The organism is Parajatrophihabitans canadensis (genome assembly GCF_053764775.1).
The window spans coordinates 2,121,146-2,145,219 of sequence record NZ_CM132445.1; the positions used below are offsets into that span (position 1 = coordinate 2,121,146).

At 61.9% G+C, this 24,074-nt stretch carries 19 protein-coding genes; 9 read left to right on the forward strand and 10 right to left on the reverse strand.

What is annotated here, in order from left to right; translation table 11 throughout:
* Positions 1 to 18: 18 nt before the first annotated feature.
* Positions 19 to 3,252 carry a fused isobutyryl-CoA mutase/GTPase IcmF gene (gene icmF, locus ACSMXN_RS10380; protein WP_022912588.1) on the reverse strand — a complete coding sequence of 1,078 codons (3,234 nt, stop codon included), beginning with the start codon at positions 3,250 to 3,252 and terminating at the stop codon, positions 19 to 21.
* A 98-nt stretch (positions 3,253 to 3,350) separates the two neighbouring features.
* Positions 3,351 to 4,172 carry a helical backbone metal receptor gene (locus tag ACSMXN_RS10385; RefSeq protein WP_081649033.1) on the reverse strand — a complete coding sequence of 274 codons (822 nt, stop codon included), beginning with the start codon at positions 4,170 to 4,172 and terminating at the stop codon, positions 3,351 to 3,353.
* Between the two features lie 136 nt (positions 4,173 to 4,308).
* On the opposite strand from ACSMXN_RS10385, the gene ACSMXN_RS10390 reads away from it, so the two are divergent.
* Positions 4,309 to 4,722: an antibiotic biosynthesis monooxygenase family protein gene (locus ACSMXN_RS10390; protein ID WP_022912590.1), complete on the forward strand. Its 414-nt coding sequence runs from the start codon at positions 4,309 to 4,311 to the stop codon at positions 4,720 to 4,722.
* Here ACSMXN_RS10390 and ACSMXN_RS10395 read toward each other — a convergent pair.
* From ACSMXN_RS10395 to paaA, 7 genes are all read right to left on the reverse strand, one after another.
* Complete coding sequence (locus tag ACSMXN_RS10395; protein WP_022912591.1) at positions 4,712 to 5,215, reverse strand: beta-class carbonic anhydrase; 504 nt, start codon at positions 5,213 to 5,215, stop codon at positions 4,712 to 4,714. The genes ACSMXN_RS10390 and ACSMXN_RS10395 overlap by 11 nt on opposite strands.
* Before the next feature lie 111 nt (positions 5,216 to 5,326).
* Positions 5,327 to 6,616, reverse strand: coding sequence for a phenylacetate--CoA ligase PaaK (paaK, locus tag ACSMXN_RS10400; protein ID WP_027139268.1), 1,290 nt, complete (start codon positions 6,614 to 6,616; stop codon positions 5,327 to 5,329).
* 47 nt (positions 6,617 to 6,663) lie between these two features.
* A complete protein-coding gene (gene paaE / locus ACSMXN_RS10405; protein WP_022912593.1) occupies positions 6,664 to 7,803 on the reverse strand; it encodes a 1,2-phenylacetyl-CoA epoxidase subunit PaaE in 1,140 nt (379 codons plus the stop codon).
* 4 nt (positions 7,804 to 7,807) lie between these two features.
* Positions 7,808 to 8,323 carry a 1,2-phenylacetyl-CoA epoxidase subunit PaaD gene (paaD, locus tag ACSMXN_RS10410; protein ID WP_027139270.1) on the reverse strand — a complete coding sequence of 172 codons (516 nt, stop codon included), beginning with the start codon at positions 8,321 to 8,323 and terminating at the stop codon, positions 7,808 to 7,810.
* Positions 8,323 to 9,261: a 1,2-phenylacetyl-CoA epoxidase subunit PaaC gene (gene paaC / locus ACSMXN_RS10415; protein WP_022912595.1), complete on the reverse strand. Its 939-nt coding sequence runs from the start codon at positions 9,259 to 9,261 to the stop codon at positions 8,323 to 8,325. Before paaC ends, paaD begins: the two co-directional genes overlap by 1 nt.
* A gap of 53 nt (positions 9,262 to 9,314) precedes the next feature.
* Positions 9,315 to 9,647 (reverse strand): 1,2-phenylacetyl-CoA epoxidase subunit PaaB, encoded by a 333-nt coding sequence (gene paaB / locus ACSMXN_RS10420; RefSeq protein WP_022912596.1) that lies wholly within the window; start codon positions 9,645 to 9,647, stop codon positions 9,315 to 9,317.
* The gene (gene paaA / locus ACSMXN_RS10425) at positions 9,644 to 10,621 is read right to left on the reverse strand and encodes a 1,2-phenylacetyl-CoA epoxidase subunit PaaA (protein ID WP_051148823.1); all 978 of its coding nucleotides are present in this window, start codon (positions 10,619 to 10,621) and stop codon (positions 9,644 to 9,646) included. Before paaA ends, paaB begins: the two co-directional genes overlap by 4 nt.
* A gap of 196 nt (positions 10,622 to 10,817) precedes the next feature.
* Here paaA and ACSMXN_RS10430 point away from each other — a divergent pair, with 196 nt between their 5' ends.
* Positions 10,818 to 11,498 carry a TetR family transcriptional regulator gene (locus ACSMXN_RS10430; protein WP_022912598.1) on the forward strand — a complete coding sequence of 227 codons (681 nt, stop codon included), beginning with the start codon at positions 10,818 to 10,820 and terminating at the stop codon, positions 11,496 to 11,498.
* A 167-nt stretch (positions 11,499 to 11,665) separates the two neighbouring features.
* Positions 11,666 to 13,708 carry a phenylacetic acid degradation bifunctional protein PaaZ gene (gene paaZ, locus ACSMXN_RS10435; protein ID WP_022912599.1) on the forward strand — a complete coding sequence of 681 codons (2,043 nt, stop codon included), beginning with the start codon at positions 11,666 to 11,668 and terminating at the stop codon, positions 13,706 to 13,708.
* Between the two features lie 63 nt (positions 13,709 to 13,771).
* Here paaZ and ACSMXN_RS10440 read toward each other — a convergent pair whose 3' ends face one another.
* Positions 13,772 to 15,379: a carbohydrate-binding protein gene (locus ACSMXN_RS10440; RefSeq protein ID WP_022912600.1), complete on the reverse strand. Its 1,608-nt coding sequence runs from the start codon at positions 15,377 to 15,379 to the stop codon at positions 13,772 to 13,774.
* Positions 15,380 to 15,551: 172 nt separating this feature from the next.
* On the opposite strand from ACSMXN_RS10440, the gene ACSMXN_RS10445 reads away from it, so the two are divergent.
* The 6 genes from ACSMXN_RS10445 (at position 15,552) to ACSMXN_RS10470 (ending at position 24,004) form a co-directional block, all read left to right on the forward strand.
* On the forward strand, positions 15,552 to 18,056 hold the full coding sequence (locus ACSMXN_RS10445) for a glycosyltransferase family 2 protein (protein WP_022912601.1): 2,505 nt from the start codon (positions 15,552 to 15,554) through the stop codon (positions 18,054 to 18,056).
* 153 nt (positions 18,057 to 18,209) lie between these two features.
* Entirely contained in the window at positions 18,210 to 19,685 is a 1,476-nt protein-coding gene (locus tag ACSMXN_RS10450) for an MFS transporter (protein WP_022912602.1), read from the forward strand.
* 4 nt (positions 19,686 to 19,689) lie between these two features.
* Complete coding sequence (locus ACSMXN_RS10455; protein WP_051148809.1) at positions 19,690 to 20,337, forward strand: TetR/AcrR family transcriptional regulator; 648 nt, start codon at positions 19,690 to 19,692, stop codon at positions 20,335 to 20,337.
* Between the two features lie 133 nt (positions 20,338 to 20,470).
* Positions 20,471 to 21,985, forward strand: coding sequence for a dihydrolipoyl dehydrogenase family protein (locus ACSMXN_RS10460; RefSeq protein WP_022912604.1), 1,515 nt, complete (start codon positions 20,471 to 20,473; stop codon positions 21,983 to 21,985).
* Positions 21,986 to 22,079: 94 nt separating this feature from the next.
* A complete protein-coding gene (locus ACSMXN_RS10465; protein ID WP_022912605.1) occupies positions 22,080 to 22,622 on the forward strand; it encodes a MarR family transcriptional regulator in 543 nt (180 codons plus the stop codon).
* Between the two features lie 11 nt (positions 22,623 to 22,633).
* Positions 22,634 to 24,004 (forward strand): MFS transporter, encoded by a 1,371-nt coding sequence (locus ACSMXN_RS10470; RefSeq protein ID WP_027139273.1) that lies wholly within the window; start codon positions 22,634 to 22,636, stop codon positions 24,002 to 24,004.
* The last annotated feature ends 70 nt before the right edge of the window (positions 24,005 to 24,074 follow it).

Sequence of the window (24,074 nt, forward strand, 5' to 3'; positions counted from 1 at the left end):
CGCTGAGGCCGGGTGGCGTCAGACGTTTCGTCGGTACTGACCGCCAACTTCGAAGAAGGCCTCGGTGATCTGTTCCAGCGAACAGACCCGGGCTGCGTCCATCAACACTGCGAAGACGTTTTCGTCGGTAGCCGAGGCCTCCGTTAATCGCTTCAGCGCCGCGCTCGCCTCGGCGTCATGCTCTGCGTGAAACGCGGCCAGCCGGGCCAATTGGGATTGCTTCTCGGACTCGGTACCGCGCGCGAGTTCGAGCTCACGTGCCGGCTCATCGGATGGGGGAGCGAGGAAGGTGTTGACGCCGACGATTGGCAGGGTTCCGTCGTGCTTGCGCTGTTCGTAGAGCATCGACTCGTCCTGAATCCGTCCGCGTTGATAGCCCGTCTCCATAGCACCGAGGACACCGCCGCGTTCGGTGATCCGGTCGAACTCGGTGAGCACTGCCGCTTCGACGAGTTCAGTCAGCTCATCAACGATGTAGGAACCTTGCAAGGGGTTCTCGTTGGCCGACAAACCCCACTCCTTGTTGATGATCAGTTGGATGGCAAGCGCGCGACGCACGGACTCCGTCGATGGGGTGGTCACAGCCTCGTCGTATGCGTTGGTATGCAGACTGTTTGCGTTGTCATACAAGGCATTTAGGGCTTGCAGAGTCGTCCGGATGTCATTGAACGCCATCTCCTGTGCGTGCAGCGACCGTCCGGAAGTCTGTACGTGATACTTGAGTTTTTGAGAACGCTCGTTGGCGCCGTACTTGTCGCGAAGCGCGATCGCCCAAATTCGGCGTGCCACTCGTCCCAGCACCGTGTATTCGGCGTCCATGCCGTTGGAAAAGAAGAAAGACAGGTTCGGTGCGAAGTCATCGATGTGCATGCCGCGGGCGAGGTAGGCCTCCACATAGGTGAAGCCGTTCGCCAGCGTGAACGCCAGCTGACTGATCGGGTTCGCACCTGCCTCGGCGATGTGATACCCGGAGATGGAAACCGAATAGAAGTTTCGGACCTTCTGGTCGACGAACCAGGCTGCGATATCGGCCATCATCCGTAGGGAGAAGTCCGTGGAAAAGATGCAGGTGTTCTGACCCTGATCTTCCTTGAGAATGTCTGCCTGAACCGTCCCGCGAACCGTCTGCAGCGCCAGTGCTCGTACCTGAGCGGCCTCATCCGGCCCTGGTTCCCGACCGTTTTGGATACGAAACTTCGCTAGCTGTTGATCAATAGCGGTGTTGAGGAAAAACGCCAGAATGGTCGGCGCGGGACCGTTGATCGTCATGGAGACCGAGGTGTCCGGGGCACACAGATCAAAGCCTGAGTACAAGACCTTCATATCCTCGATGGTGGCGATAGAAACGCCGGACGTCCCAACCTTGCCGTAGATGTCGGGCCGTACGGCGGGGTCGCGCCCGTATAAGGTGACGGAGTCGAAGGCGGTCGAGAGGCGATTGGCCGGTTGGCCCTCTGACAACAGGTGGAACCGTCGGTTCGTCCGGAAGGCGTCGCCCTCACCGGCAAACATTCGCGCTGGGTCTTCGCCGTCTCTCTTGAAAGGAAAGACGCCGGCCGTGTAAGGGAAATGACCGGGCAGATTTTCCTTGCGCAAGAAGCGCAGCAACTCGCCGTGATCTTCGTACTTCGGCAAGCTGACCCTGCGCACCTCGTTGCCCGCAAGCGTCTTCCGGGCCAGCGGCGTCCTGATTTCCTTGTCGCGGACACTAACCACAAGCTCGTCGCCAGAATAGGCGCGGACTGTTTCGGGCCAGGCTTCCAACTGAGCCAGCGCGACGGCGGCGTCCTCACTCGTCTGGAGCCGGTCTCGCATGTCGTTCAATGAAACCGCAAGATCCGAGCCCGCGCCGACCAGGTCGCCGACAGTCCTCAGCGCTTGATGCTGCCTGACCAGGCCTACCTGCATCTCCGTTGCCGCATGGTAAGCGCGAACACAGTCCGCGATCTCAGCAAGGTATCGGACGCGATTCGCCGGAACCGGAATGGTCAGCCCTGTCGACGCTTTGACCGAAACGAGCGGCAGCACCCCGCCGTCTGCGGACAGCCATTCCGCGCCTTTGGCAACAAGCTGGCGTCGCAACTCCTGGTACAAGGCTGTGACGCCATCGTCGTTGAAACTCGCAGCGCTGGTCCCGAAGACCGGCATGTCTTCCCAACTCTGTCCGAACGCCTCCCGATTGCGCACGAGCTGCCTGGCCACATCGCGCCGGGCATCTTCGGAACCGCGGCGTTCATACTTGTTGATTGCCACTACGTCGGCGTAGTCGAGCATGCCGATCTTCTCCAACTGGGAGGCGGCACCGAACTCGGCTGTCATGACATACAGCGAACAGTCCACCAGATCGACGATTGCTGAGTCTCCCTGCCCGACGCCCGGAGTCTCCACGATGATCAGATCGAACCCGGCGGCCTGGCATGCTGAGATGGCGTCGCCGAGCGAAGGGGGCAGCTCCGAGGTGCCGCGAGTCGCCAACGAACGGAAGAACACTTTGCCCGCACCGAGAGAATTCATTCTGATGCGGTCACCGAGCAGCGCTCCGCCACCCTTGCGGCGGGTCGGGTCAACAGCCAGGACGGCGATTCGCAGATTGTCCTGCTGATCTATGCGGAATCTGCGGATGAGTTCGTCCGTCAACGAAGACTTACCTGAACCACCGGTGCCAGTGATGCCGAGGACGAGGCCGGCGCCGCGGTGATCGCGGATCAACGCCAGCGTCTGGTCGTCGAGGGTGGCGGCTTCTAAATGCGAGATCGCCCGGGCCAGTGCCAAGGCCTGTCCGCTGTTGAGCTGATCGGCAAGCTCCGGTGTCGGCGTAGGCAGTGACCGGTCGCTATCGGCGATGATCGTGTTGACCATGGCGGCCAGGCCGAGGTGTTGGCCGTCCTCCGGGGAGAAAATTCGCTTAACCCCGACGCTGTGCAGGTAGTCGATCTCCGCCGGGACGATCGTGCCGCCACCACCGCCGTAAACGCCGATGTCGGCGCCACGCTCGCTGAGCAGGCGCACCAGATATTCGAAGTACTCGACGTGACCGCCCTGGTAGGAGCTGATCGCGATGGCTTGGACATCCTCTTGTATTGCGGCGGTCGCGATCTCATCAACGGATCGGTTGTGACCTAGGTGAATGACCTCAGCGCCCTGAGCTTGAAGTATGCGTCGCATGATGTTGATGGCGGCGTCATGACCGTCGAACAATGCCGCGGCCGTCAGGACCCGCACCGGATGTTTCGCGAGGTGTAATTCGGGCACAGCAGGCTCCAAACGATGGATTGCGCAAATGCTAGGACGTCCTAGTACATCCAGTACACCACTTACTAGGACGTCCTAGCAACTCTGGGAGACTGGCATCACCGCTGGAGTTGTGCCGCGAGCGTCTGATGGGCCTCTACGAGTGAGGGTCCGTACCACGTCAGGTGGCGGCCGCTGACGAAAACCACGTCGATCGGCCGGCCGTCAGCCGCGCTGGCAAACGCTTCTGGCCCATCCGAGACTGCGAATGGGTAAGGTTCGTCGGGCAAGATCACTATGTCAGGGCGCCGCACCACAATCTCTTGGACGGACACATGGGGGTAGCGATCAGCGGGGTCGCCGAAGACGTTCTCGATTTGCATATGTTTCAGCAGATCATCAGCAAACGTGTGGCCGCCAATTACCATCCACGGGTCGCGCCAGATCGGTATCGCTGCTGTCCTGACAGTGTTTGGCACCGCCGAGCCCGGCCCGGTCCAGAGTGCCCGCGCCTCATCGAGCCAGGCCGGGCTGTCAACGCGCAACGCGACACCGAACAAGCGGTCCAAGGCGGTGAACGCCTCATCGAGCGTCTCGATTCTCGTGACCCAGACGGTCACGCCGGCCGCGCGCAAACGATCGACGTCGATCTTTCGATTCTCTTCCTGATTACAGACAACGAGATCGGCATGAAGGCCAATGATCTTGGCGATATCGGGATTCTTCGTCCCGCGCACCCGAGTGACGCTCAACCCGGCGGGATGAGTGCACCAATCCGTAGCACCTACAAGTAACTGCGGCTGTGTCGTCGCGATCGCCTCCGTTAGTGAGGGCACGAGTGAGACCACCCGCGACGGGGCTGCAGACAGTCGAACAGGCGTACCCAAGTCGTCCCGGGGATCTAAGTCGTCCCGGCGATCTAAGTAGTCCCGGCGATCCAATAGATGAGGACCCGAGTCGGCGACGTGCGAGCTGGAATCGGATGTGCCAGTCACGCGGCCGATATTACGTAGTCCCACCCGATAGCGAGGCGAAATTCCCACGCCAAGTGGTGGGGCGATACGAGAGGATGTACTCATGGCGGGCACCGACGGCGGACCCACGCGACAGCCGGACAGCCGAGCTAGCGGCGACGCAAATATCGCCTCGACGCCGCGGCCGCCCTACACCGCAGTCATTTTCACCTCTGTTCGCAGCGAGGGGGACAACGGCTATGAGGCCGCTTCAGCTGCGATGGAGGAATTGGCTCATAGCCAGCCTGGTTATCTGGGCATCGAAAGCGCGCGGGACGGCCTTGGAATTACGGTCTCTTACTGGGTCGACGACGATGCGGCTCGTGCGTGGAAGGACGTGGCAGCCCATCTGATCGTCCAACGTCGGGGACGCGCGATCTGGTACCTGAACTACCAGGTTCGAGTGGCCACAGTCACTCGGGACTACGGGGCAGCGGAATCGGTTCCGTCGGTGCAGCCACGCAAGCTCAGTCCGTGACCTCGACGCTGAGGCCGCCGGTTTCGAGGTCATAGATACAGCCGATGACGGCGAGCTCGTCGGGCAGGTACGGTGAGCTCAAGATGCGCCGAACATCCTTGGCCAGTACTGCGCGCTGGTCAGAGATCGTTCCGAAATCGAGGCTACGAGTATCGATCCCCGAGATCTCCATAATGTCTTGGTAAACCTGCTCGTCGGTGACTTTCGACATCCTGCAATCAGTGTGGGCTACGACCATGACCCGGCGGACGTCAAGCAAATGGACGGCGAGCACCAGGGTTCGAAGGACGTCATCGGTGACGCGGGCGCCAGCGTTTCTGAGAATCTTTGCATCGCCCTTGGCCAGGCCCAGCATCGCTAGCGGCTCGATCCGCGAATCCATGCAGGTCACGACGGCCAGACCCTTGGCTGCGCGTCCCTGCAGATGCGGGTTCTGGTACCCGGCGGCGTATTCGGCGTTCGCTTTCAGGACGTCATCGAAGGCATCGTTCATGGAATGATTTCAGCACAGCCGTCTCGGCTGCTGGACATCACCCTCACGAGAGGTTCATCTCATCGCCGCTGCGCGCATTCGAGTCAAAGCATCGGGTGGGCGTTCCGCAAATCAGCCTTTCGGGCGATGGTCGAGCAGCCGCCGGGCTTTGCCCATCGAGAACTCGATGCTTTCGGGCGGCAATACCGCCACCTCGATTGTGACACCAATTCGATTTTTGACTCGCTGTTTCAACGCCGTGCAAGCATCTGCCTGAGACACGGCGTCCGTTCCTGGCCGGTACTCAACGTTCACGGTTAGCCGATCAAGCCGGTCTGGCCGATCGAGTACGCACTGAAACTGCGGAGCAAGGGCGTCGATACCGAGGATGAGTTCTTCGATTTGTGTCGGAAAAAGATTCACACCGCGCAAGATGATCATGTCGTCGCTGCGACCGGTTACCTTCTGCATGCGCCGCATCGTCCGCGCCGTGCCCGGCAACAGCCTGGTGAGGTCACGGGTGCGATAGCGCACCACCGGCATCGCCTCTTTGGTCAGCGAGGTGAAGACCAGCTCGCCGATCTCGCCGTCGGGCAATACCTCGCCGGTCATCGGATCGACGATTTCAGGATAGAAATGGTCTTCCCAGATGTGCAGGCCATCCTTGGTCTCGACGCACTCTTGTGCCACTCCGGGTCCCATTACCTCGGACAGTCCATAAATGTCTACGGCGTCGATGGCAATCCGCTGTTCGAGCTCGCCCCGCATCTTTTCAGTCCATGGTTCGGCGCCGAATACGCCGACGCGTAGCGACGTGTTCCGCGCTGCGAGGCCTTGACGCTCCATCGCGTCGACGATTGTCAACATGTAGGACGGGGTGACAAGGATTGCGTCGGGTTCAAAGTCTGAAATCAACTGAATCTGACGCTCGGTCATCCCACCTGATGCCGGAATTACTGTGCATCCCAGCCGCTCAGCACCGTAGTGGGCCCCGAGGCCGCCGGTAAACAGTCCGTACCCGTAGGCGACATGAACCCTGTCCCCGCGCCGAACACCAGCGGCGTGTAGAGATCGAGCCATCAGCTCGGCCCAAAGGTCGAGATCGGTCGCCGTATATCCGACCACCGTTGGCCGCCCGGTCGTCCCGCTAGAGGCATGCACTCTCGACACTTCACCCATCGGAACTGCGAGCATGCCGAACGGGTAGTTGTCCCGTAGATCGGCCTTCGTGGTAAACGGGAACAACGCGATGTCGCTGAGCTGATGTAGGTCGGACGGATGTACACCCGCCGTGTCGAAGGCACGGCGATAGTGACCAACGTTGTCGTAGGCGTGCTGCAAAGACCAACGCATTCGGCTCAGCTGCAGTGCGGCAATCTCGTCGCGTGATGCGGTTTCGATCGGTGATCGTGGCTCAGACATGAGGGCTCCGGGTTCGCCGGGCAGGTCCGTCGGCGCCGGTATACGGATCACGCATCGTAGTCAACGGTGACCTCATCGCTGGTCGGAAGCGACTGGCAGGTAAGTACGAAGCCTGCTTCCACCTCGCTGACCTCGAGCGCATAGTTGCGACGCATATCCACGGTGCCGGACGTCACTCTCGCCCTGCAGGTACCGCAGACACCACCTTTGCACGCGAATGGAAGGTCCGACCGCGACACTTGGGCGGAATCGAGCACAGGGACGTCGCGGCGTAGCGGGAGGGTGGTGGAACGGCCGTCGAGAATTATGGTGACCGCTGAGGTGGGCTCGCCGGCATTCGGGTCGCGGTCGGATTCGGGGCCGTTCGTACGAGTTTCTGGTGCCACGTCCTCGACGTAGAACAGCTCGCGATGCATGCGACCTTCGGGCACGCCCAATTCTCGTAGCACTCGGATTGCGTCGTCGACCATGCCAAGCGGTCCGCATAACCAGAAATGATCGACGTCGCCAACGGGCACCAGAAGGTGTAGCAGCAAGCGAACTCGCTCAGCATCCAGGCGCCCCGTGAAGAGCTCTACGTCGCGCGGTTCCCGCGAGAGCACGTGGACAAGTTCGAGTCGCGGGCCGAATCGATCCTTGAGGTCGGAGAGCTCCTCGGCGAACATGACCGATGTCGTCCGACGATTTCCGTAGAAGAGCGTCACCTGGGCGTCAGAGTCGATCAGCAGGGAGGCCGCTATCGAAAGAACTGGCGTGATGCCGGAACCTGCCGCGATCAGTACGTGACGGCCGCCGGCAGCGAGATCGGGTGTGAAGGAACCAGCGGGCGCCTGGACCTCCAGAACTTCGCCCGGATGAACCTGGTGGACCAACCACGACGAGAAGACCCCACCCGGGACCTCGCGGATCCCCACCCGAACAAGGTCGCCGACGGGCGCGCAGATCGAGTACGAACGGCGCTCCTCCCGACCATCGATCGTGCGACGAAGGGTGACGGACTGGCCAGGAACAAACGCGAACGTCTCGACCAGCGCCGGCGGGATCTCGAAGCTGATCGCGACTGCGTCGTCGCACAGGGGCTGGACCGACCGCACCGACAAGGGGTGGAATTGCCGGCGACGCGGCTGGCCCTTTGACGAACTGAGGCCTGCTCGCCCCACGAGGTCGTCCCGCTGTGAGGTCCACATGGTCCTAGATCTCCTTGACATGGTCGAACGGCTCGGCGCAGGAACGGCAACGGTGCATCGATTTGCAGGCGGTAGAACCAAATTCGGAGGTCAAGCGGGTATCGGTCGAGCCGCATTGTGGACAATGCACCGCCTGCGCGCGCCGGACCAACGTGAGCGGAATTCGACCTCGAGGCACGTCGGCGGTGATGCGGTCGGTGACCTCAGGCGGAGCTATGCCGTTTTCGCGTAGCTTCTGCCGGCCGGCCGGCGTGATCCATTCCGAACTCCACGCAGGGCGCAGCACGGTGCGCACTTCGGCACGGGCAAAACCGGCATCGCTCAATGCTCGCTGCAGGTCGACCCTGATGGTGCTCATCGCCGGGCAACCCGAATACGTCGGCGTTATCGACACGACCAACGTCTCGTCTACGAGTCCGACCTCTCGAACGATGCCGAGATCAACCAGGCTCAGCATGGGCATTTCTGGATCAGCGACCGCGCCCACGGCTGTCCAGGCGCGCTCGAGGGGAGTCGTCATCACCACCGCCCGCAGGGGTGCGCGCGGGCCACGCTCTGCAATTCCGCGAGCAGCGCCCCCATGGCCTCGGTATGAATGCCGTCGCGGCCAGCGAGCCCGGCAATTGCCGTCGCTGTCTTAGCGCGCGGGCTCGAGAGCTCAGCAGCCTCGACCAGCTGATCAACGACCAGGTCGAATTCAGACCGCAACTCGGCAGAGACAACACCGACGCCTGACTGAGCCATCCGTTGCTCGATCGCGTTGTCGAAGAACAGTTCGGCGACGAAGGGCCAAATGGCCTGGATACCGCGTTCTATGCGAAGGCGGGATTCGGCGGTACCGCGGGCGAGGGTGACACACCAACGTGCCGCGTAGTCGCGGTGGTAAGTCATCTCTTTGACGCCTTTGACCGCCACCGCGGCCAGCACGTTGTCTTTGGATTCGGTCAGACGCTTGAACATTTCCAACCGCCAGATGGAGAAGACAGCCAAGCGGAACATCGAAAGTGCGAAGTCGCCGTTCTCGAGTTCGGTGAGCCGAACATTGCGGAACTGCGTTTGGTCACGGAAGAAAGCCAGCGCGTCCTCGGATGGTACGGGTGAGCCTGCCGGTAGTCCGGGGACCACGGAAGCATCTGCCGCGGCTGCTCGCGCCAACAGCAATCGGGCCTGTCCGAGCAGATCGAGACCGATGTTCGCCAGGGCGAGCTCTTCTTCGAGTTCTGGAGCGCAGGTGCTCCACTGCGCGAGTCGTTGGGACATGATGAGCGCGTCGTCGGCCAACATCAGACTGTAAATAGCCAGATCGTGGCCGTCGACGCCAGCGGGCGTCTCGATCGCCACGCCGGCGAGAGGGTCATCGAAGTTCGTGCCGAAAGCCCAATGATGGTCTTCCATGCTTTCGCCACTCTCGATCAATCCGCCATACGCGTTGTCGTGGTCCAGATCCTGATCGGGCATGTTTCTCCTCTCTGGCAAATTCGGGCGGTGTGCTGCTGGGCTCGGGTAAGGCCTCACATATGCGGGACGTTGTCCGGAATCTCGTAGAACGTCGGATGGCGGTAGACCTTGTCCCCGCTGGGTGCGAAGAATGGGTCTTTCTCGTCAGGGCTCGATGCCTTGACGTCGGCCGACGCCACCACCCAGATGCTGACGCCCTCGTTCCGACGGGTGTAGGCGTCTCGGGCGTGCCTGAGTGCCATCTCGTCGTCGGCAGCGTGCAGAGAACCCACGTGCACGTGATTCAGACCTCGCTTGGCCCTCACGAAGACCTCATAGAGCGGCCAGCCGACATCAACGGCGGCCTCCACGGCTGACTCGACGGTATCTTCACTACGTTTCGTCATGACGAGCTTGCCGAGGTTGCGACCTGCGCCGCGAAGGCCGTGGCCGCGTCTCGAACCCACTTTCCGTCCTCGTGAGCATTTCTACGGCGCGTTACTCGCTCGACGTTGCACGGACCATTCCCTTGTATAACCTGCATGAACTCGTTCCAATCGGGCGGCGAGAAATCATAATGGTCACGCTCGGCATTCCAGCTGATCCGTTCATCTGGAAATGAGACTCCAAGGGCTTCCGCCTGCGGAACCGACATGTCGACGTATCGCTGGCGAAGCTCATCGTTGGTATGCCGCTTGATGCCCCAGGCCATTGACTGTTCGGTATTAGGGGAATCCGCATCAGGAGGCCCGAACATCATCAACGAAGGCCACCACCAACGGTTTACGGCATCTTGAACCATCGAACGTTGCGCCTCGGTGCCGCGCCTCATTGTCATCAGAAGCTCGAAACCTTGCCGTTGGTGAAAGGATTCTTCTTTGCAGACATGGATCATGGCGCGGGCGTACGGCCCGTAGGAGCTTCGGCACAGTGGCACCTGATTGCAGATCGCGGCGCCGTCGACCAGCCAGCCGATGACACCGACGTCGGCGAAGGTGAGCGTAGGGTAGTTGAAGATCGACGAGTACTTTTGTCGTCCCTGGATGAGCTTGTGCGTCAGATCCGTCCTGTCAGCGCCGAGTGTCTCGGCCGCTGAGTACAGGTACAAGCCGTGGCCGGCTTCGTCCTGGACCTTCGCCATCAAGATGGCTTTGCGACGCAACGAGGGTGCCTTGGTCAGCCAGTCGCCCTCGGGCTGCATCCCGATGATCTCGGAATGAGCATGCTGAGCGATCTGTCGAATAAGAGTGTTTCGATACCCGTCAGGCATCCAGTCACGGGGCTCGATACGCTGACCGCGAGAGATCGTCTCGTCGAAGCCGCTTTGGAGCCCGCTGTCCGTAGGCCTCCCACCGGCGGCCAAGGTCCTAGGGTCGTTCATCGATTCCACTCCAGAGTGGGGCATGCGCTCACCTCATTACCGAACGATCGGTCGGTTCCTTGATTGTGCATGAACACCGCGACGGGCACAAGCAGTTCTGGCACGTTCGCCTTAAGGTGCCCGGCCTCAGCAGCCGCATGTAGTTGCCGGTGGTGTCCGAAGCACGTTTTGCTCGCCCAGCTGAGACAATGCAGCCATGAGCCCTTCGGTCAACAGCGTCAATCGTGTGGATCGAGACAAGCCGGTCCCGGCTCGTCGCGGCCGGCCGGGCTATGACCTCGACTCATTGCTGGCTGTAGTTGTGACGGTCTTCAATGAGCGAGGCTACGACGGCACCAGCATGGAGGACCTGTCAGCGAAGCTGGGCATCGGTAAGTCGTCGATTTATCACCACGTCGATGGCAAAGAGGAGCTGCTGCGTCTTGCGCTCAACCGAGCCCTCGACGCGCTGTTCGCCGTGACGGACGAACCTGAAACCACCGAAGGCCCCGCGATAGATCGCCTCGAACACCTGGTGTACCGCAGCGTTGAGGTTTTGATTCACGAGCTGCCATACGTCACGCTGCTGCTACGCGTGCGAGGCAACACGCCGGTGGAGCTGCAGGCGTTGGCCCGTCGACGGGAGTTCGACCGTCTCGTTAGCGATCTTGTGCAGGCTGCTGCGAACGAGGGAGACCTTCGTTCTGATATCGACCCTGCCGTGACAAGCCGGCTGCTGTTCGGGACGGTCAATTCCCTGGCCGAGTGGTATCGGCCGAATGGCGGCATCAGCGCAGGCGAATTGGCTGAAGCCGTGCTCAAGGTTGCCTTCGGTGGACTTCGGGTAGCGACCTCGCGGGCGCACCGCCTCCGGTCGTCGGGTCAGCGCGGGCTCTGAAACCTGTCACCCGAGACAGCCTGTCACCCGAGGCAGCACCCGAGACAGCCTGTCTCCGATGTGGGAGACCAGGCTCCTACAAGCATCTGGGTTGAATCGCTTGACCGCAGCGCGGCCAGGGGTGACAGTATTAAACGACCGAACGGACGGTAATTGAGGGGATCTTCATGACCAGAGTTCTCGAGAGCTACATCGGTGGCCGGTGGTTGACGCAGCCAGGGCCTGTTCTCGCACTGCTCGATGCTGTGCACGGCACCGAGGTTGCCCAGGTCTCGACCGCAGGCGTCGATGCTTCGGCGATGCTGCAGTACGGGCGCGAGGTCGGCGGCGCGGCCCTCGGCGAACTCACCTTTCATGAGCGAGCCGCCATCTTGAAGGACCTCGCGCTATACCTGATGAACCACAAGCAGGAGTTCTACGATCTGTCGGCCGCGACCGGGGCCACGCAGCGCGATTCGGCCGTCGACGTCGACGGCGGCTTCGGAACGCTGCTCAGCTTTGCCAGCAAAGGCAAGCGGGAGCTGCCGAATGACGTGTTGGTCCTCGATGGCCAGCCAGAAAGCCTCGGTAAGAACGGGACCTTCGTAGGTCAGCACATCTACACAAGCCGGCGCGGTGTCATGGTTCAGATCAACGCCTTCAACTTTCCGGTTTGGGGGATGCTTGAAAAGCTGGCGCCGGCCTTCCTGGCGGGCGTGCCAACGGTCGTGAAGCCAGCCAGTCAGACCGCTTACCTCACCGAGTTGGTATTCCGACGGATGGTCGACTCCGGCCTGCTGCCGGAGGGGTCCGTCCAACTGTTGATCGGTAGCGCGACAGGCGTCCTCGACCACCTCGGTGGCCAGGACATGGTTGGCTTCACCGGCTCCGCACAGACAGCGGCGAAATTGCGGGCGCACCGCGCCGTTGTGGAGGCAGGCGTGCATTTCAATGCGGAGGCTGACTCGCTGAATTGCGCGATTCTCGGGCCCGATGCAACCCCGGACACACCAGAGTTCGAGCTGTTCGTGAAGCAATTGGTCAACGAGATGACCAGCAAGGCGGGTCAGAAGTGCACTGCGATACGCCGCGCACTCGTCCCCAGAAATCTTGTCGCTGACGTCATCGATGCCTCTCGCGCACGCCTCGAGCGCGTAGTCGTAGGTGACCCCGCGCAGGACGGCGTGACGATGGGCGCCCTGGCCAGCCTCGATCAACGGGGTGAGGTGCTGCGTGCCGTGAAAACCCTTTCAGAATCAAGCCGACTGGTGTTTGGCGATCCTGACACCTTCGAAGTACATGGCGCCGACGCCGTCAGCGGCGCATTCGTACCTCCCATGCTGCTGCATTGTGATGATCCCGACGCGCGCGCTCCGCACGACGTCGAGGCGTTCGGGCCGGTCAGCACCGTGCTGCCCTATACGACAGTCTCGGACGCGATCGAACTGGCAGCGAGAGGTCAGGGATCGCTGGTCGGATCGTTGGTCACGCATGATCGAGATGTAGCGCGCCAAGTGGTTCTCGGTATCGCCCCGTGGCACGGCCGGATTCTCGTCCTCGACCGAGACGACGCGAAGGAGAACACCGGTCATGGGTCACCGCTGCCGACTTTGGTCCATGGCGGTCCCGGACGCGCGGGCGGTGGCGAGGAGCTCGGCGGGATCCGAGGCGTCCTGCACCACATGCAACGAACCGCGGTTCAGGCGTCACCGGACATGCTCTCGACAATCGGTGGTCGATGGGTGCAGGGTGCAACTCGCGACGAGACAGCAGTCCACCCGTTCCGCAAGCACCTAGAGCAGTTGAGGTTGGGCGACACGGTCGTAGCGGGACCGAGGGTGGTTTCTCTCGAGGACATAAACCACTTCGCGGAGTTTACCGGTGACACGTTCTACGCCCACACCGATCCCATCGCTGCGGCGGCAAACCCACTGTTCGGCGGCATCGTCGCACATGGCTACCTCGTGGTGTCGTTGGCCGCGGGCCTGTTCGTCGAACCGAGTCCTGGCCCGGTGCTGGCCAACTTCGGCGTCGACTCGCTTCGCTTCCTCACGCCGGTCAAGGCAGGCGACAGTTTGACCGTGACCCTGACCGCGAAGCAGATCACGCCTAGGGCTTCGGCCGATTACGGCGAAGTGCGTTGGGATGCGGTAGTGACGAATCAGGAGGGCGCAGTGGTAGCGAGCTATGACGTCCTGACGTTGGTCGCCAAGCTACCGTCGGCCGTCTGAAACCCCGGCGTCAGATTGCCGTGACGGCTTGTCAGCCTAAGGCGACTCACCCTAGGACTCACCCTAGGACGAGGTGATCAACGTCCACGGTGTGTCAGAAGGTGCGAGCACCGGCGCACCTGGGGCGTCGCCCTGCGTCCACCACTTCGCCTGGTAGCCGACTCCCTCGAACAACACTCGATCGCCACCTACGTAGACCTTCGCCGAACTCCATGTCGGGTAGGTACCCGCCTTGAGCGTGGGCGTCGGAGCAGGGTGCTCGCCGGGCAGTACCGGTCCGATGAGCGTCCAAGGCGTGTCTGACGGGGTTGCGACCGGTGCGTCCGGCGTATCGCCTTGGGTGTACCACTTGGCCTGGTAAACGTTGTGATGCCAGACGATCTTCGTGTTCTTAGGGTAGGCCGCGGCCGGGTTCCAGATCGCGTACGGCGACGTTGCCGGATTATCGACGCCGGTCTCGGAGTTGTTCGAGCTGCCCGCAGGCGGAGTGGCGGTCGTAGCACCGGCCGTCGGACTTGGCTGTACGCTGCCACCGCTGAGCGAACCGTCGTTGCTGAATGCGCTGAAGATCTTTGTGAATGCGGCTGGCGCTTGGCTGACGCCGCTGCAATTGTTTGAGACGATCTCGACATTCGCGTAGTTCGGGCCACAGGTCTGATCCCGGTTCACCGACCACATGGACAAGCGCCGCAGTCGGTGGCTCTGGGCGAACGCGAGTAGCTGTTGAGCATCCGCGAGTTCGAAGCGTTCGGAGGCAGTGTCATTCTGGCCGATCATCGGCGTAGCACCGATGTGTTGCCATGCCTGCCCATCCGACAGACTGGACCCGGCAGCGGAGTAGGCGTCTCGCAACTGTTGCTGCAGCGCCGTGAGCGCGCCTTCACTCAGGCTGGCCATCGTTTGGCCCGACGAGAGCGGCTGGCCATAATCCATCGTCATGCCATTGACACCAGCGAGCTCGACGTGTGCGGCAAGCATGGCGTTGAGGACCGTTTTGCCTTCGGCGGTAAGACCAGATGGGCTGACGGGCAGCGTGACCCAAACGCTGAGCGAGTGGCCGGCGGCCTTTTCGCTTTGTTGCAGCGCGTTGATTGCGATCGCTCGCCTCGTGGCTACGTCTGGAGCTGAGGCGGTCGTGCCTTCGATGTCGAGGTCTATCGAATTCACTGAATAGCGGTCGATGACGGATCGGTAAGCGGCTGAAAGTTGAGTGACATCCTTACAACCGATGCTGAGTTCGGAGTTCGCCGCGCCCCCGAATGAGACCGACACCTCGCCACCACGTTGCCGCAGCCGAGCGATCCGGCGGTCCAGGTCCATCCCGCTCGCGGCCGACGACAGCGAATATGCGCCGCCCCAGCTCGGCTGGCAGGCAGAACCGGGGGAGCTGACGACGAAGCCGAGAACGAGGTTGGTCGAGGTCGATGCTGCCGGGTCTTCGAACCCGAACTGTGGAGTTGCGGTCACATCTACGTAGGGCGCAAACGACGTCGACGCCGTCGCGACCACCGAATGGTTGCTCGCACTGCGAAATCCGACCAAAGATGCGGCGATGGCACCGATCACGACGAAGACCCCGAGGACGCGAATCCAGGAAAGGCGCCGGCGAGGTTCGGGCGTTTGCTCGAATTCGCCGACTGCTGCAGCGTGCGCCCGTTCTTCGGGGGTCATGGGGTGCTCGCGCTCCGTTCATCGCGGACCGGGGAGGTCCCTTGTAAAGGTTTTCGGCTGGCTTTACGTAAACTCTCCGTTAGATGTATGCTCCGTGTCAAGTCGGCTAACGGGGCGCACTGAAGATCTAAGTGCGAGCTGGCGCTACTTTCCGTAACGCACAGGAGACTCGATGAGCTTGACCGTCCTAAAACGCGCGCCGAAACGCCAGTGGGGCGCCGACAAACGGGTCGACCCGTTACCGGCTGTAGCACCCGCGGCGAGCGATGCGCAGATCGCTCTCGGCCGGCTCGGCATCGTTCTCACGGTGTTGGCGTGGGCTTCCTACATATTTGTGACGGTCCTCTCGCAATTCGTAAATCGTGGCTTTCAGGGCATGCGATTCACGTCTGAGACGACCGGATACGTCATCATCATGTCTTTCCTGACGCTCTCGTCGCTGATGTACCTCGTCGCTCGGCAAGGGTCGCTATACCGAAGCCGAGCGCACCGTCGGGTGCCGCGAGCCGTAATCGACGAGTCATTCGACACCACGCTGCCCACCATGACCGTCCTCGTCCCGTCGTACCGCGAGGGGGTCGCGACTGTTCGCAAGACTTTGCTTTCAGCCGCCCTGCAGGAGTATCCGTATCTGCGGATCGTTCTCCTGCTGGACGACCCGCCGAATCCGAACTCGCGTGAACACTCCGAGTCGCTGGCTGCGGCCAGGGGCCTGGCAGCTGAGCTGACCGCGTGGTTGGCTGAACCCCGGGAGCGTTTCGCCCGGACGTTAGAGGAATTCGAGACTTCGCAGCGTGCCGATTCCGAGCAGACTGCAGAGCAGTTGCTCGATCTGGCGATGGAGTATGGATGGGCTTCAGCCTGGCTTCGCAAGCGAGCGGAACAAGAACTCATCGAAGACCACGTCGACCGCTTCTTCGCCGATCGGGTCTTGGGCGTCCTGGCTGCCGACTTTGCCGAAGTCAGCCGGGCGCTCGCCGACGCAGCAGCTGAAGGTGCCGTTCTTCCACAGATTCGACTGCTGCAACTGCACCGAAGGCTGGCCTGGACGTTCCGCGGCGAACTGACCTGGTTCGAGCGCAAGCTCTACGCATCGCTGTCCCACGAAGCCAACAAGGCCATGAACCTCAACAGCTACATCGGCCTGATGGGTCGGAGCTTCGAGCCTCGCGAGACGCCGGACGGGCTGGTGCTTGCTCCGTCGGCGAACACCGGATCAATCGTCATCCCCGACGCCGATTTCTTACTTACTTTGGACGCTGACAGCATCCTGCTGCCGGAATATTGCCTCCGTCTGGTGCACCTGATGGGCCAACCGGAGAACTTCCGACTCGCCGTCGCCCAGACGCCGTATTCGGCGTTCCCCGGCTCTTCCACTCGGATGGAGCGATTGGCTGGAGCGACAACTGATCTCCAGCACATCGTGCACCAGGGCATGAGCTACTACGAAGCAACCTTCTGGGTTGGCGCCAACGCCGTTATTCGCAAGAAGGCGCTCGATGACATCGTCGAGGTCGAGCATCAGGGTGGTCACGAAGTTCGCCGTTACGTTCAGGACCGCACGGTTATCGAGGACACCGAATCCAGCTTGGATCTGAGCATCCACGGCTGGCGGCTCATCAACTACCCCGAACGGCTGAGCTATTCAGCGACCCCACCCGATTTTGGGTCTCTCAGTATTCAGCGTCGCCGTTGGGCCAATGGCGGATTGCTCATCCTGCCGAAGCTCTGGCGCGATAGTCGTGAACGAAGGAAGCGAGGCGAGCACGGCAGCGCCTTGCAGACACTGTTGAGGATCAACTACATGGCCTCAACGGCGTGGAGCAGTGTCGGGCTCGTGTTTCTTCTGGCTTACCCCTTCGACAGCAAATTGCTGAGCCCGCTTGTCGTCCTCGCTGCCTTGCCGTATTTCATGGCGATGGCAAGCGATCTTCGTCGCTGTGGCTACAAGCGCACCGACATCCTGCGGATCTACGGGTTCAACCTCATCCTGCTGCCAGTCAACCTGGCGGGTGTATTGAAGTCGATCCAGCAGGCGATCACCGCGAAGAAGATTCCGTTCGCACGGACTCCGAAGGTGAGCAATCGAACCGCCACGCCGTTGTTGTTCGCGGTCTTCCCTTTTCTGATCATCGGATACTCGGTTCTGACGCTGTGGCGCGATGTCCACCACTCGAACTGGGGCAACGCAGTTTTTGCCGGGTTCAACGCCGCGACAGCAACGTATGCCGTCTTTGCCTTGATGGGGCTGCGAAACTCGATCGTCGATGTGTGGCTCGGATTCGTCGAGCACCTGTACGTAACCGAAAAGGCGGACAAGAAGCAGACCGGTAAGCAAGGCGGTTCACTGATCTCGGCGCGCGGACGCCGCAGGCGCGCAGCGCCGATGCCGGCCGTGGTCGGATGGCAGGACGTTCTGTACCGCGGTGCCGCCGCAACCGCAAGCGGGGCGCACGTGTCGGACGGGACCGGATCCTTCCGGATTCTGGCCGCGCCGCCGGTTGCCCCGCCGACGCACAACCGTCGGGCTGCCGATCGCGTCCCCGTGGATCGCGATTACGGCTCCGATAGACGCGATCGGCGGGCTACCGACCGTAGTTCCGATCGCCGAGACCGCCGCGACTCCGACCTCGTCGGTGACCACACTGAGCGCCGCGCTGAGCCCGAACGGCGCTGATGTTTCATCGAGATTGCCGGGTGCCAAACGCCATTCCACCTGTGAGATGCGTTGCACATCGCGCCTATGCGGAACGTTGACTCCGCTTAAGCGATAAAGTTCAACCGCTGCCGGAGCCGTCGCTCCGGTATCGGTCTTCGTTGGGAATTCAAGATGTCAACATCAGCATCGCGATCGCGTTATCAGGTCACCTTCGTAGTCCTCGCCGCAGGGGTCCTGGCGTATTCGCTGTTGCAGTCCCTGGTGACCCCGGTCTTGCCATTGCTCGAGACCAATCTGCACACGACGCAGAACACTGTGACCTGGGTGTTGACGGCATATTTGCTGTCGGCCTCGGTATGCACGCCGATCCTCGGCCGGGTCGGGGACATGATCGGCAAGGAAAAGGTCATGGTCTTCGTCTTGGCCAGCCTTGCCGTCGGGTCCGTCCTTGCCGCGGTCGCCAGCTCCATCACGGTGATGATCATCGCTCGAGCGATCCAGGGGATCGGCGGAGGCGTGATTCCGTTGTCCTTCGGCATCATTCGCGACGAGTTTCCGCGTGAGAAAGTTGCCGGCGCTGTTGGGGTAATCGCTGCTTTGCTTGGTATCGGCGGTGGGCTGGGCTTGGTGCTCGCCGGACCGATCGTGAACGCGCTCGACTACCACTGGTTGTTCTGGATTCCGGGTGCGATCGTTGCGGCGGCAGCGGTAGCCACCTACTTCTTCGTCCCGGAATCGCCCGAGCGCACACAGGGAAGGATCAGCTGGGGTGCCGCGCTGCTGCTGTCCGGATGGCTGATAGCGCTACTGGTTGCTGTGAGTCAGGCACCGATCTGGGGCTGGGCCTCCCTGTCAGTCATCGGTTTGCTGGCAGCGGCCATAGTCCTCGCCGTTGCCTGGGTTCTCGTCGAGCTTCGAGCGGCTCAGCCGCTGATCGACATGCGCATGATGCGGATTCCCGCTGTGTGGACGACGAATCTGGTGTCGTTACTGTTCGGCGTGGGGCTGTACTCGATCTTTGCATTCATGCCTCAATTCCTGCAGACGCCTTCCTCCGCGGGCTACGGGTTCTCCCAAAGCATCACCGAAGCCGGGCTTGTCGTCATGCCGATGGCGCTGGCGATGTTCGTGCTGGGCACCGCCTCCGGTGCACTGTCGGCCCGCTTCGGATCGAAAGCGATTCTCATCACCGGCTCGATGCTGTGCGTTCCGGCGTTCGTGATTCTCGCTGTGGCGCACTCGGCAATCTGGCAGATCATCATTTCGATGACGCTGCTCGGCGCCGGCTTCGGATTGGCATTCTCGGCGATGTCGAACATCATCGTTGACGCCGTTCCGTCACACCAGACAGGTGTGGCCAGCGGGATGAACGCCAACATTCGAACCATCGGTGGCTCGATCGGCGCCGCCGTCGTGGCAAGTATTGTCACCTCCGAACTGCAGCCAAGCGGCCTGCCGAAGGAATCTGGGTACACGATGGCGTTCGCCGTACTGGCGCTTGCGTTGTTGCTGTCCGCCCTCGCCGGACTGCTCATTCCCAAGCTGAACGTGAACCGCGACGAACACCAGCAGGAGCAGGCGCAGCTGTCCCACCCCGGTATGGCGTTGGTGGCCGGCGGCACGGTCGTCGGCGATGAGTCCGAGTGAGTCGATGACTGCCTCCACTGCCCGACCACTTCGGCGTGATGCTGCCGAGAACCGCCAGCGCCTACTCGATGCGGCGAGTCAGGTATTCGCTGAGAACGGGTTGTCGGCCGGGGTCGACGAGGTTGCCCGCGTCGCCGGTGTCGGCACTGGGACCCTCTATCGACGATTCCCTACCAAACAGGCCTTGATCGATGCGCTCGTCGGTCAGATGCGCTTGAGGATGCAGGACATAGCCCGCAAGGCCGCACGTCTGCCCGACGGTTCGGGCCTGGAGGTACTGCTCGTCGGTACGGGCGAGCTTCAGGCGCTGCAATCTGGGTGCCTGCGCAGTTTGTGGAATCACTCCGATGCAGAGTCTGATGCGCTCGCCGAATTCCGGCTGCTACTGGCGGAACTGCTTCGCCGCGGTCAGGATGCCGGCCGGATCCGCGCGGATGCCACGGCGACGGACATCTCGATGGTCCTCTGGTCACTCGGTGGCGTGATCGAATCAAGCGGGCCCGTTGCGCCCCATGCCTGGCGCCGGCACCTGGAATTGCTCATCGCTGGTCTGCGACCGGCGGCGAGGGATGGGCTATCTGCTGTCCTGAAAGAAACACCTTTGACGCAAGATCAGTTCTTGCGGGCGACCGCGGCGGCCGCGCGCACCTGAAGCCACGCCGATGGTCTGTCTGCGGTGAGCCCTACTTCTGGCAGGCGGTCGCCTCAATCGGGCTTGTCCCGAGAATCCCGCGAATCCCATTATCCCGCTAATCTGGCCACACGTCTTCAGAGAGGCATACCTGATGAGTGCTTCAGTCGATCCAGATCGCAACGAGTGGGACGTCATCGTCCTGGGCGGCGCCGCTGCGGGCGAGAATGCGGCGCAATACGCGAGCCAGTTCTCCGGTCTTGATGCTGTAATCGTCGAAGCGGAGTTAGTCGGTGGCGAATGTTCGTACTGGGCGTGCATGCCGAGCAAAGCGCTGCTCCGCTCGGTGGAGATACTTGGTATCAGCCGAGATCTGCCCGGGATGAAAGAGCTCGTCGAAGGTCGAGTCCTCGATGCCCAGGCGGTGCTCGCACGTCGCGACAAAATTGTTAACCACCTTGACGATTCATCTCAGGTGGACTGGGCGATCAGCGTCGACATCGACGTCGTTCGTGGCTACGGCCGCTTGAACGGCTCGCGAAGTGTGGTGGTGACAGGTTCCGATGGCACGGAGCGCACGATCCGTGCGCGACACGCTGTCGTCCTCGACACTGGCAGCACGCCGGCAATACCCCCGATTCCAGGGCTTGCTGAGGCGCGCCCCTGGGTTTCACGAGACGTGACGAACATGCACGAGATTCCACAGCGCGTTGTCATCGTCGGTGGTGGGGTGGTCGCCTGCGAGGCGGCAACCTGGCTGAACGGTATCGGAGTGCAGGAGGTCACCGTTGTCGAAGGTGCGCCTCGCTTGTTGGCCAAGAATGAGCCGTTCGCAAGCGAGATCATTCAGGCCCAATTCGACACGCTCGGAATCAAGGTTTTCACGGGCACCCGCGTGACCGCCGTTGCTCGGGGGCAGATCAACGATGCACCGGTGGGGCACATCCACGGCGGTGAGGTCACGGTGACGATGTCCGACGGGGGGACGGTTGTAGCCGACGAAATCCTTGTCGCAGCCGGGCGAAAGCCCAACAGCGCTGATCTCGGTCTTGACACCGTGGGCTGGCGCGGCAACGGGTTCGTAACTGTCGATGATCATCTCACCGTGACTGAGGTCGACCAGCAAGGCGGAGAATGGCTATATGCCATCGGTGATCTCTGCGGTCGCGCACTGCTGACACATATGGGCAAGTATCAAGCCAGGGTCGTCGGTGAAGTGATCGCCGCACGCGCTGCAGGCGAGCCGCTGGACGGCCGCGCGTACGGCATCCACACCGATGTCGTCGATCGTGATCATCAGGTTCCGCAGGTGACGTTTACCGATCCTGAGGTGGGTTCGGCGGGCTATACCGAGGCACAGGCGCGCGACGCAGGTCTGGATATCGAGATCGTTGAGTACGACCTCGCGGCGCTCGCCGGGACGTATGTGCTGCGAGACAACTACGTCGGCCGCGCCAAGCTGGTCATCGACAAAGGCGAAGACGTCGTCGTAGGTGCAACTTTCGTCGGTACCGGCATTGCGGAGTTGACCCACTCAGCCACGATGGCGATCGTGGCCAAGATACCGGTATCGGTGTTATGGCATGTGGTGCCTAGCTATCCGACGGCCAGTGAAATTTGGCTCCGGCTCCTCGAGACGCTCAATGTCCGGCGCCGTCAGTCCACCTGACCTACTCGCTAGCGGGCCGGGCCCCGGAAAATGCTGCCAAAGATGGTCTAGCTGATGTATGCTTGCTGATAGGCAATTATTAGTGGGGTGCAAAGTGACTCAGAGTCGGGACCAGCGGGCGGTAGGCCACGACGAGTCCAGCCAGGGCACCTTCGTCGAAGAGGACGTCGTCCGGCTGAGAATGTCGATGGCCCGGATCACGCGATTTGTGGAGCGTCAGGTGTCCAGAGGAGACATGACGCGATCACAACTGTCAGTGCTCGCCGCGATTGCTCGGCTCGGCCCGGTCGGGGCGAGCGAACTTGCAGAATTCGAGGGACTCAACCCCACGATGCTCTCTCGCATCATCGGCAAACTCGAGGTTTTGGGCTTGGTGACGCGCTCCACACATCCAGATGATGGGCGAGCCGTTCTGGTGGAAGCCACCGCGGCGGGCATGAACTTGCAACTTCGGCTGCGGGCCGAACGAACAACCCTCTTCGCCGAGCGACTATCGATGCTGTCTGACGAAAGGGCCGCGCAACTGCTTGCCGCGATACCTGCGATCGAGGCCCTCGCCGAGCAGATGCACCGGCCTGACCCGATCAGCACCGACGCGAACGCGTTGAGTCGAGCTCACAAGTCGAGCAATACGTGAGTTTGGCTTCGATGACCTCATTGAAGCGGCCCTCTTTCGAAGGATTTGGTCGGGACGCGTTTGCCGCGCTCGCCATACCGAACTATCGACGTTATATCTCTGGCCAAGCGGTCTCGCTGATCGGGACCTGGATGCAATCTGTGGCCCAGGCGTGGCTAGTGCTGCAGTTGACCGGCTCGGGTACCGCCCTCGGTCTGCTCGTGGCCCTGCAGACGCTGCCGGTGTTGCTTCTCGGACCGTACGGCGGCGTTGTCGCTGATCGGGTCGACAAACGTAAGCTGATGATGAGCCTGCAGTCGATTATGGGCCTGCTCGCACTGGTACTCGGCTCGCTCACCGTCACCCATCAGGTCCACCTCTGGGAAGTCTTCGTCCTTGCTTGCCTGTTGGGCATGAACAACGCCTTCGAGAACCCGGCCAGGCAAAGTTTCGTGTTGGAGATGGTTGGTCCGGCTGACCTGCGCAATGCCGTCACCCTCAATACCGTGCTGGCGAATGCCGCGCGCGCCGTCGGCCCAGCCGTCGCGGGCGTCATCATCGCTCTCGGTGGGCTCGGGATCTGCTTCCTGCTGAACGCCGCCAGCTTCGCCGCCGTGGTCTTCTCGCTGTTCACGCTTGACCTCAGCGCGCTGCAACCTTCGATGCCGACACGGCGGTCCAAGGGCCAATTGCGCGAGGGGCTCACCTACGTCCGGCGGACACCCAACCTGTTGGCGCCGTTGCTGATGATGGCGCTCGTCGGCTGCTTGGCGTACGAGTTTCAGGTCGTCCTGCCGGTAGTCGCGAAGGAGACCTTCCACGGCGGCCCTCAAACCTACGGCTTCATCACTGCAGCCATGGGGATCGGTGCGGTAATCGGAGGGGTCTACGTCGCGGCCCGCGGTCGCACCGGCTTGGCGTCGCTGGTCAATTCGGCCGCGATCTTCGCGCTGGTGCTTGCCGGCGCCGCGATCGCACCAAATCTCTGGCTCGAGATGGTTGCCATCGCGCTTGTCGGCGCGGTGAGCGTCGGTTTCCTCTCCAAAGCAAACACCACGCTTCAACTCGAGTCGGCGCCGAGCATGCGCGGTCGCGTGATCTCGCTGTGGACAGTCGCCTTTCTCGGCTCGACTCCGATCGGTGGGCCGATCGCCGGTGCGGTCAGCGAGCAATTCGGAGGCCGCGCGGGGCTCTGGCTTGCTGCGGGAGCCTGCCTGCTCGCCGCGGTGATAGGAGCGTTGGCGGTTCGCCGGGGTGCCGGGCGCGGTGCCGACAGCGCGGTAGTAGCACAAGTTCAATTGGGCGAGGCAGACGTCACCGAAGCGCCACTAGCCGAAGAGCCTCCCGCCGAAATACCCCTAACCAGTGATCCGGCAAGCGCGGGGCCTGCGACCCGAGCGTGACTGGCCTCTGGGACTCATGACCGGCGCACTTGAAGTCCAGATTTCGGTCGCTGAAGCGGCAGCATCCGCT

Excerpts from the sequence above, each read along its gene's own strand:
- ACSMXN_RS10460 (WP_022912604.1), top strand. The coding sequence starts at position 20,471 with ATGAGTGCTTCAGTCGATCCAGATCGCAACGAGTGGGACGTCATCGTC.
- ACSMXN_RS10445 (WP_022912601.1), top strand. The coding sequence starts at position 15,552 with ATGAGCTTGACCGTCCTAAAACGCGCGCCGAAACGCCAGTGGGGCGCC.
- ACSMXN_RS10430 (WP_022912598.1), top strand. The coding sequence starts at position 10,818 with ATGAGCCCTTCGGTCAACAGCGTCAATCGTGTGGATCGAGACAAGCCG.
- ACSMXN_RS10470 (WP_027139273.1), top strand. The coding sequence starts at position 22,634 with ATGACCTCATTGAAGCGGCCCTCTTTCGAAGGATTTGGTCGGGACGCG.
- ACSMXN_RS10455 (WP_051148809.1), top strand. The coding sequence starts at position 19,690 with ATGACTGCCTCCACTGCCCGACCACTTCGGCGTGATGCTGCCGAGAAC.
- paaA (WP_051148823.1), bottom strand. The coding sequence starts at position 10,621 with ATGAACGACCCTAGGACCTTGGCCGCCGGTGGGAGGCCTACGGACAGC.
- ACSMXN_RS10450 (WP_022912602.1), top strand. The coding sequence starts at position 18,210 with ATGTCAACATCAGCATCGCGATCGCGTTATCAGGTCACCTTCGTAGTC.
- paaC (WP_022912595.1), bottom strand. The coding sequence starts at position 9,261 with ATGCCCGATCAGGATCTGGACCACGACAACGCGTATGGCGGATTGATC.
- paaB (WP_022912596.1), bottom strand. The coding sequence starts at position 9,647 with ATGACGAAACGTAGTGAAGATACCGTCGAGTCAGCCGTGGAGGCCGCC.
- paaK (WP_027139268.1), bottom strand. The coding sequence starts at position 6,616 with ATGTCTGAGCCACGATCACCGATCGAAACCGCATCACGCGACGAGATT.
- ACSMXN_RS10390 (WP_022912590.1), top strand. The coding sequence starts at position 4,309 with ATGGCGGGCACCGACGGCGGACCCACGCGACAGCCGGACAGCCGAGCT.
- paaD (WP_027139270.1), bottom strand. The coding sequence starts at position 8,323 with ATGACGACTCCCCTCGAGCGCGCCTGGACAGCCGTGGGCGCGGTCGCT.
- paaZ (WP_022912599.1), top strand. The coding sequence starts at position 11,666 with ATGACCAGAGTTCTCGAGAGCTACATCGGTGGCCGGTGGTTGACGCAG.
- ACSMXN_RS10395 (WP_022912591.1), bottom strand. The coding sequence starts at position 5,215 with ATGAACGATGCCTTCGATGACGTCCTGAAAGCGAACGCCGAATACGCC.
- ACSMXN_RS10440 (WP_022912600.1), bottom strand. The coding sequence starts at position 15,379 with ATGACCCCCGAAGAACGGGCGCACGCTGCAGCAGTCGGCGAATTCGAG.
- paaE (WP_022912593.1), bottom strand. The coding sequence starts at position 7,803 with ATGTGGACCTCACAGCGGGACGACCTCGTGGGGCGAGCAGGCCTCAGT.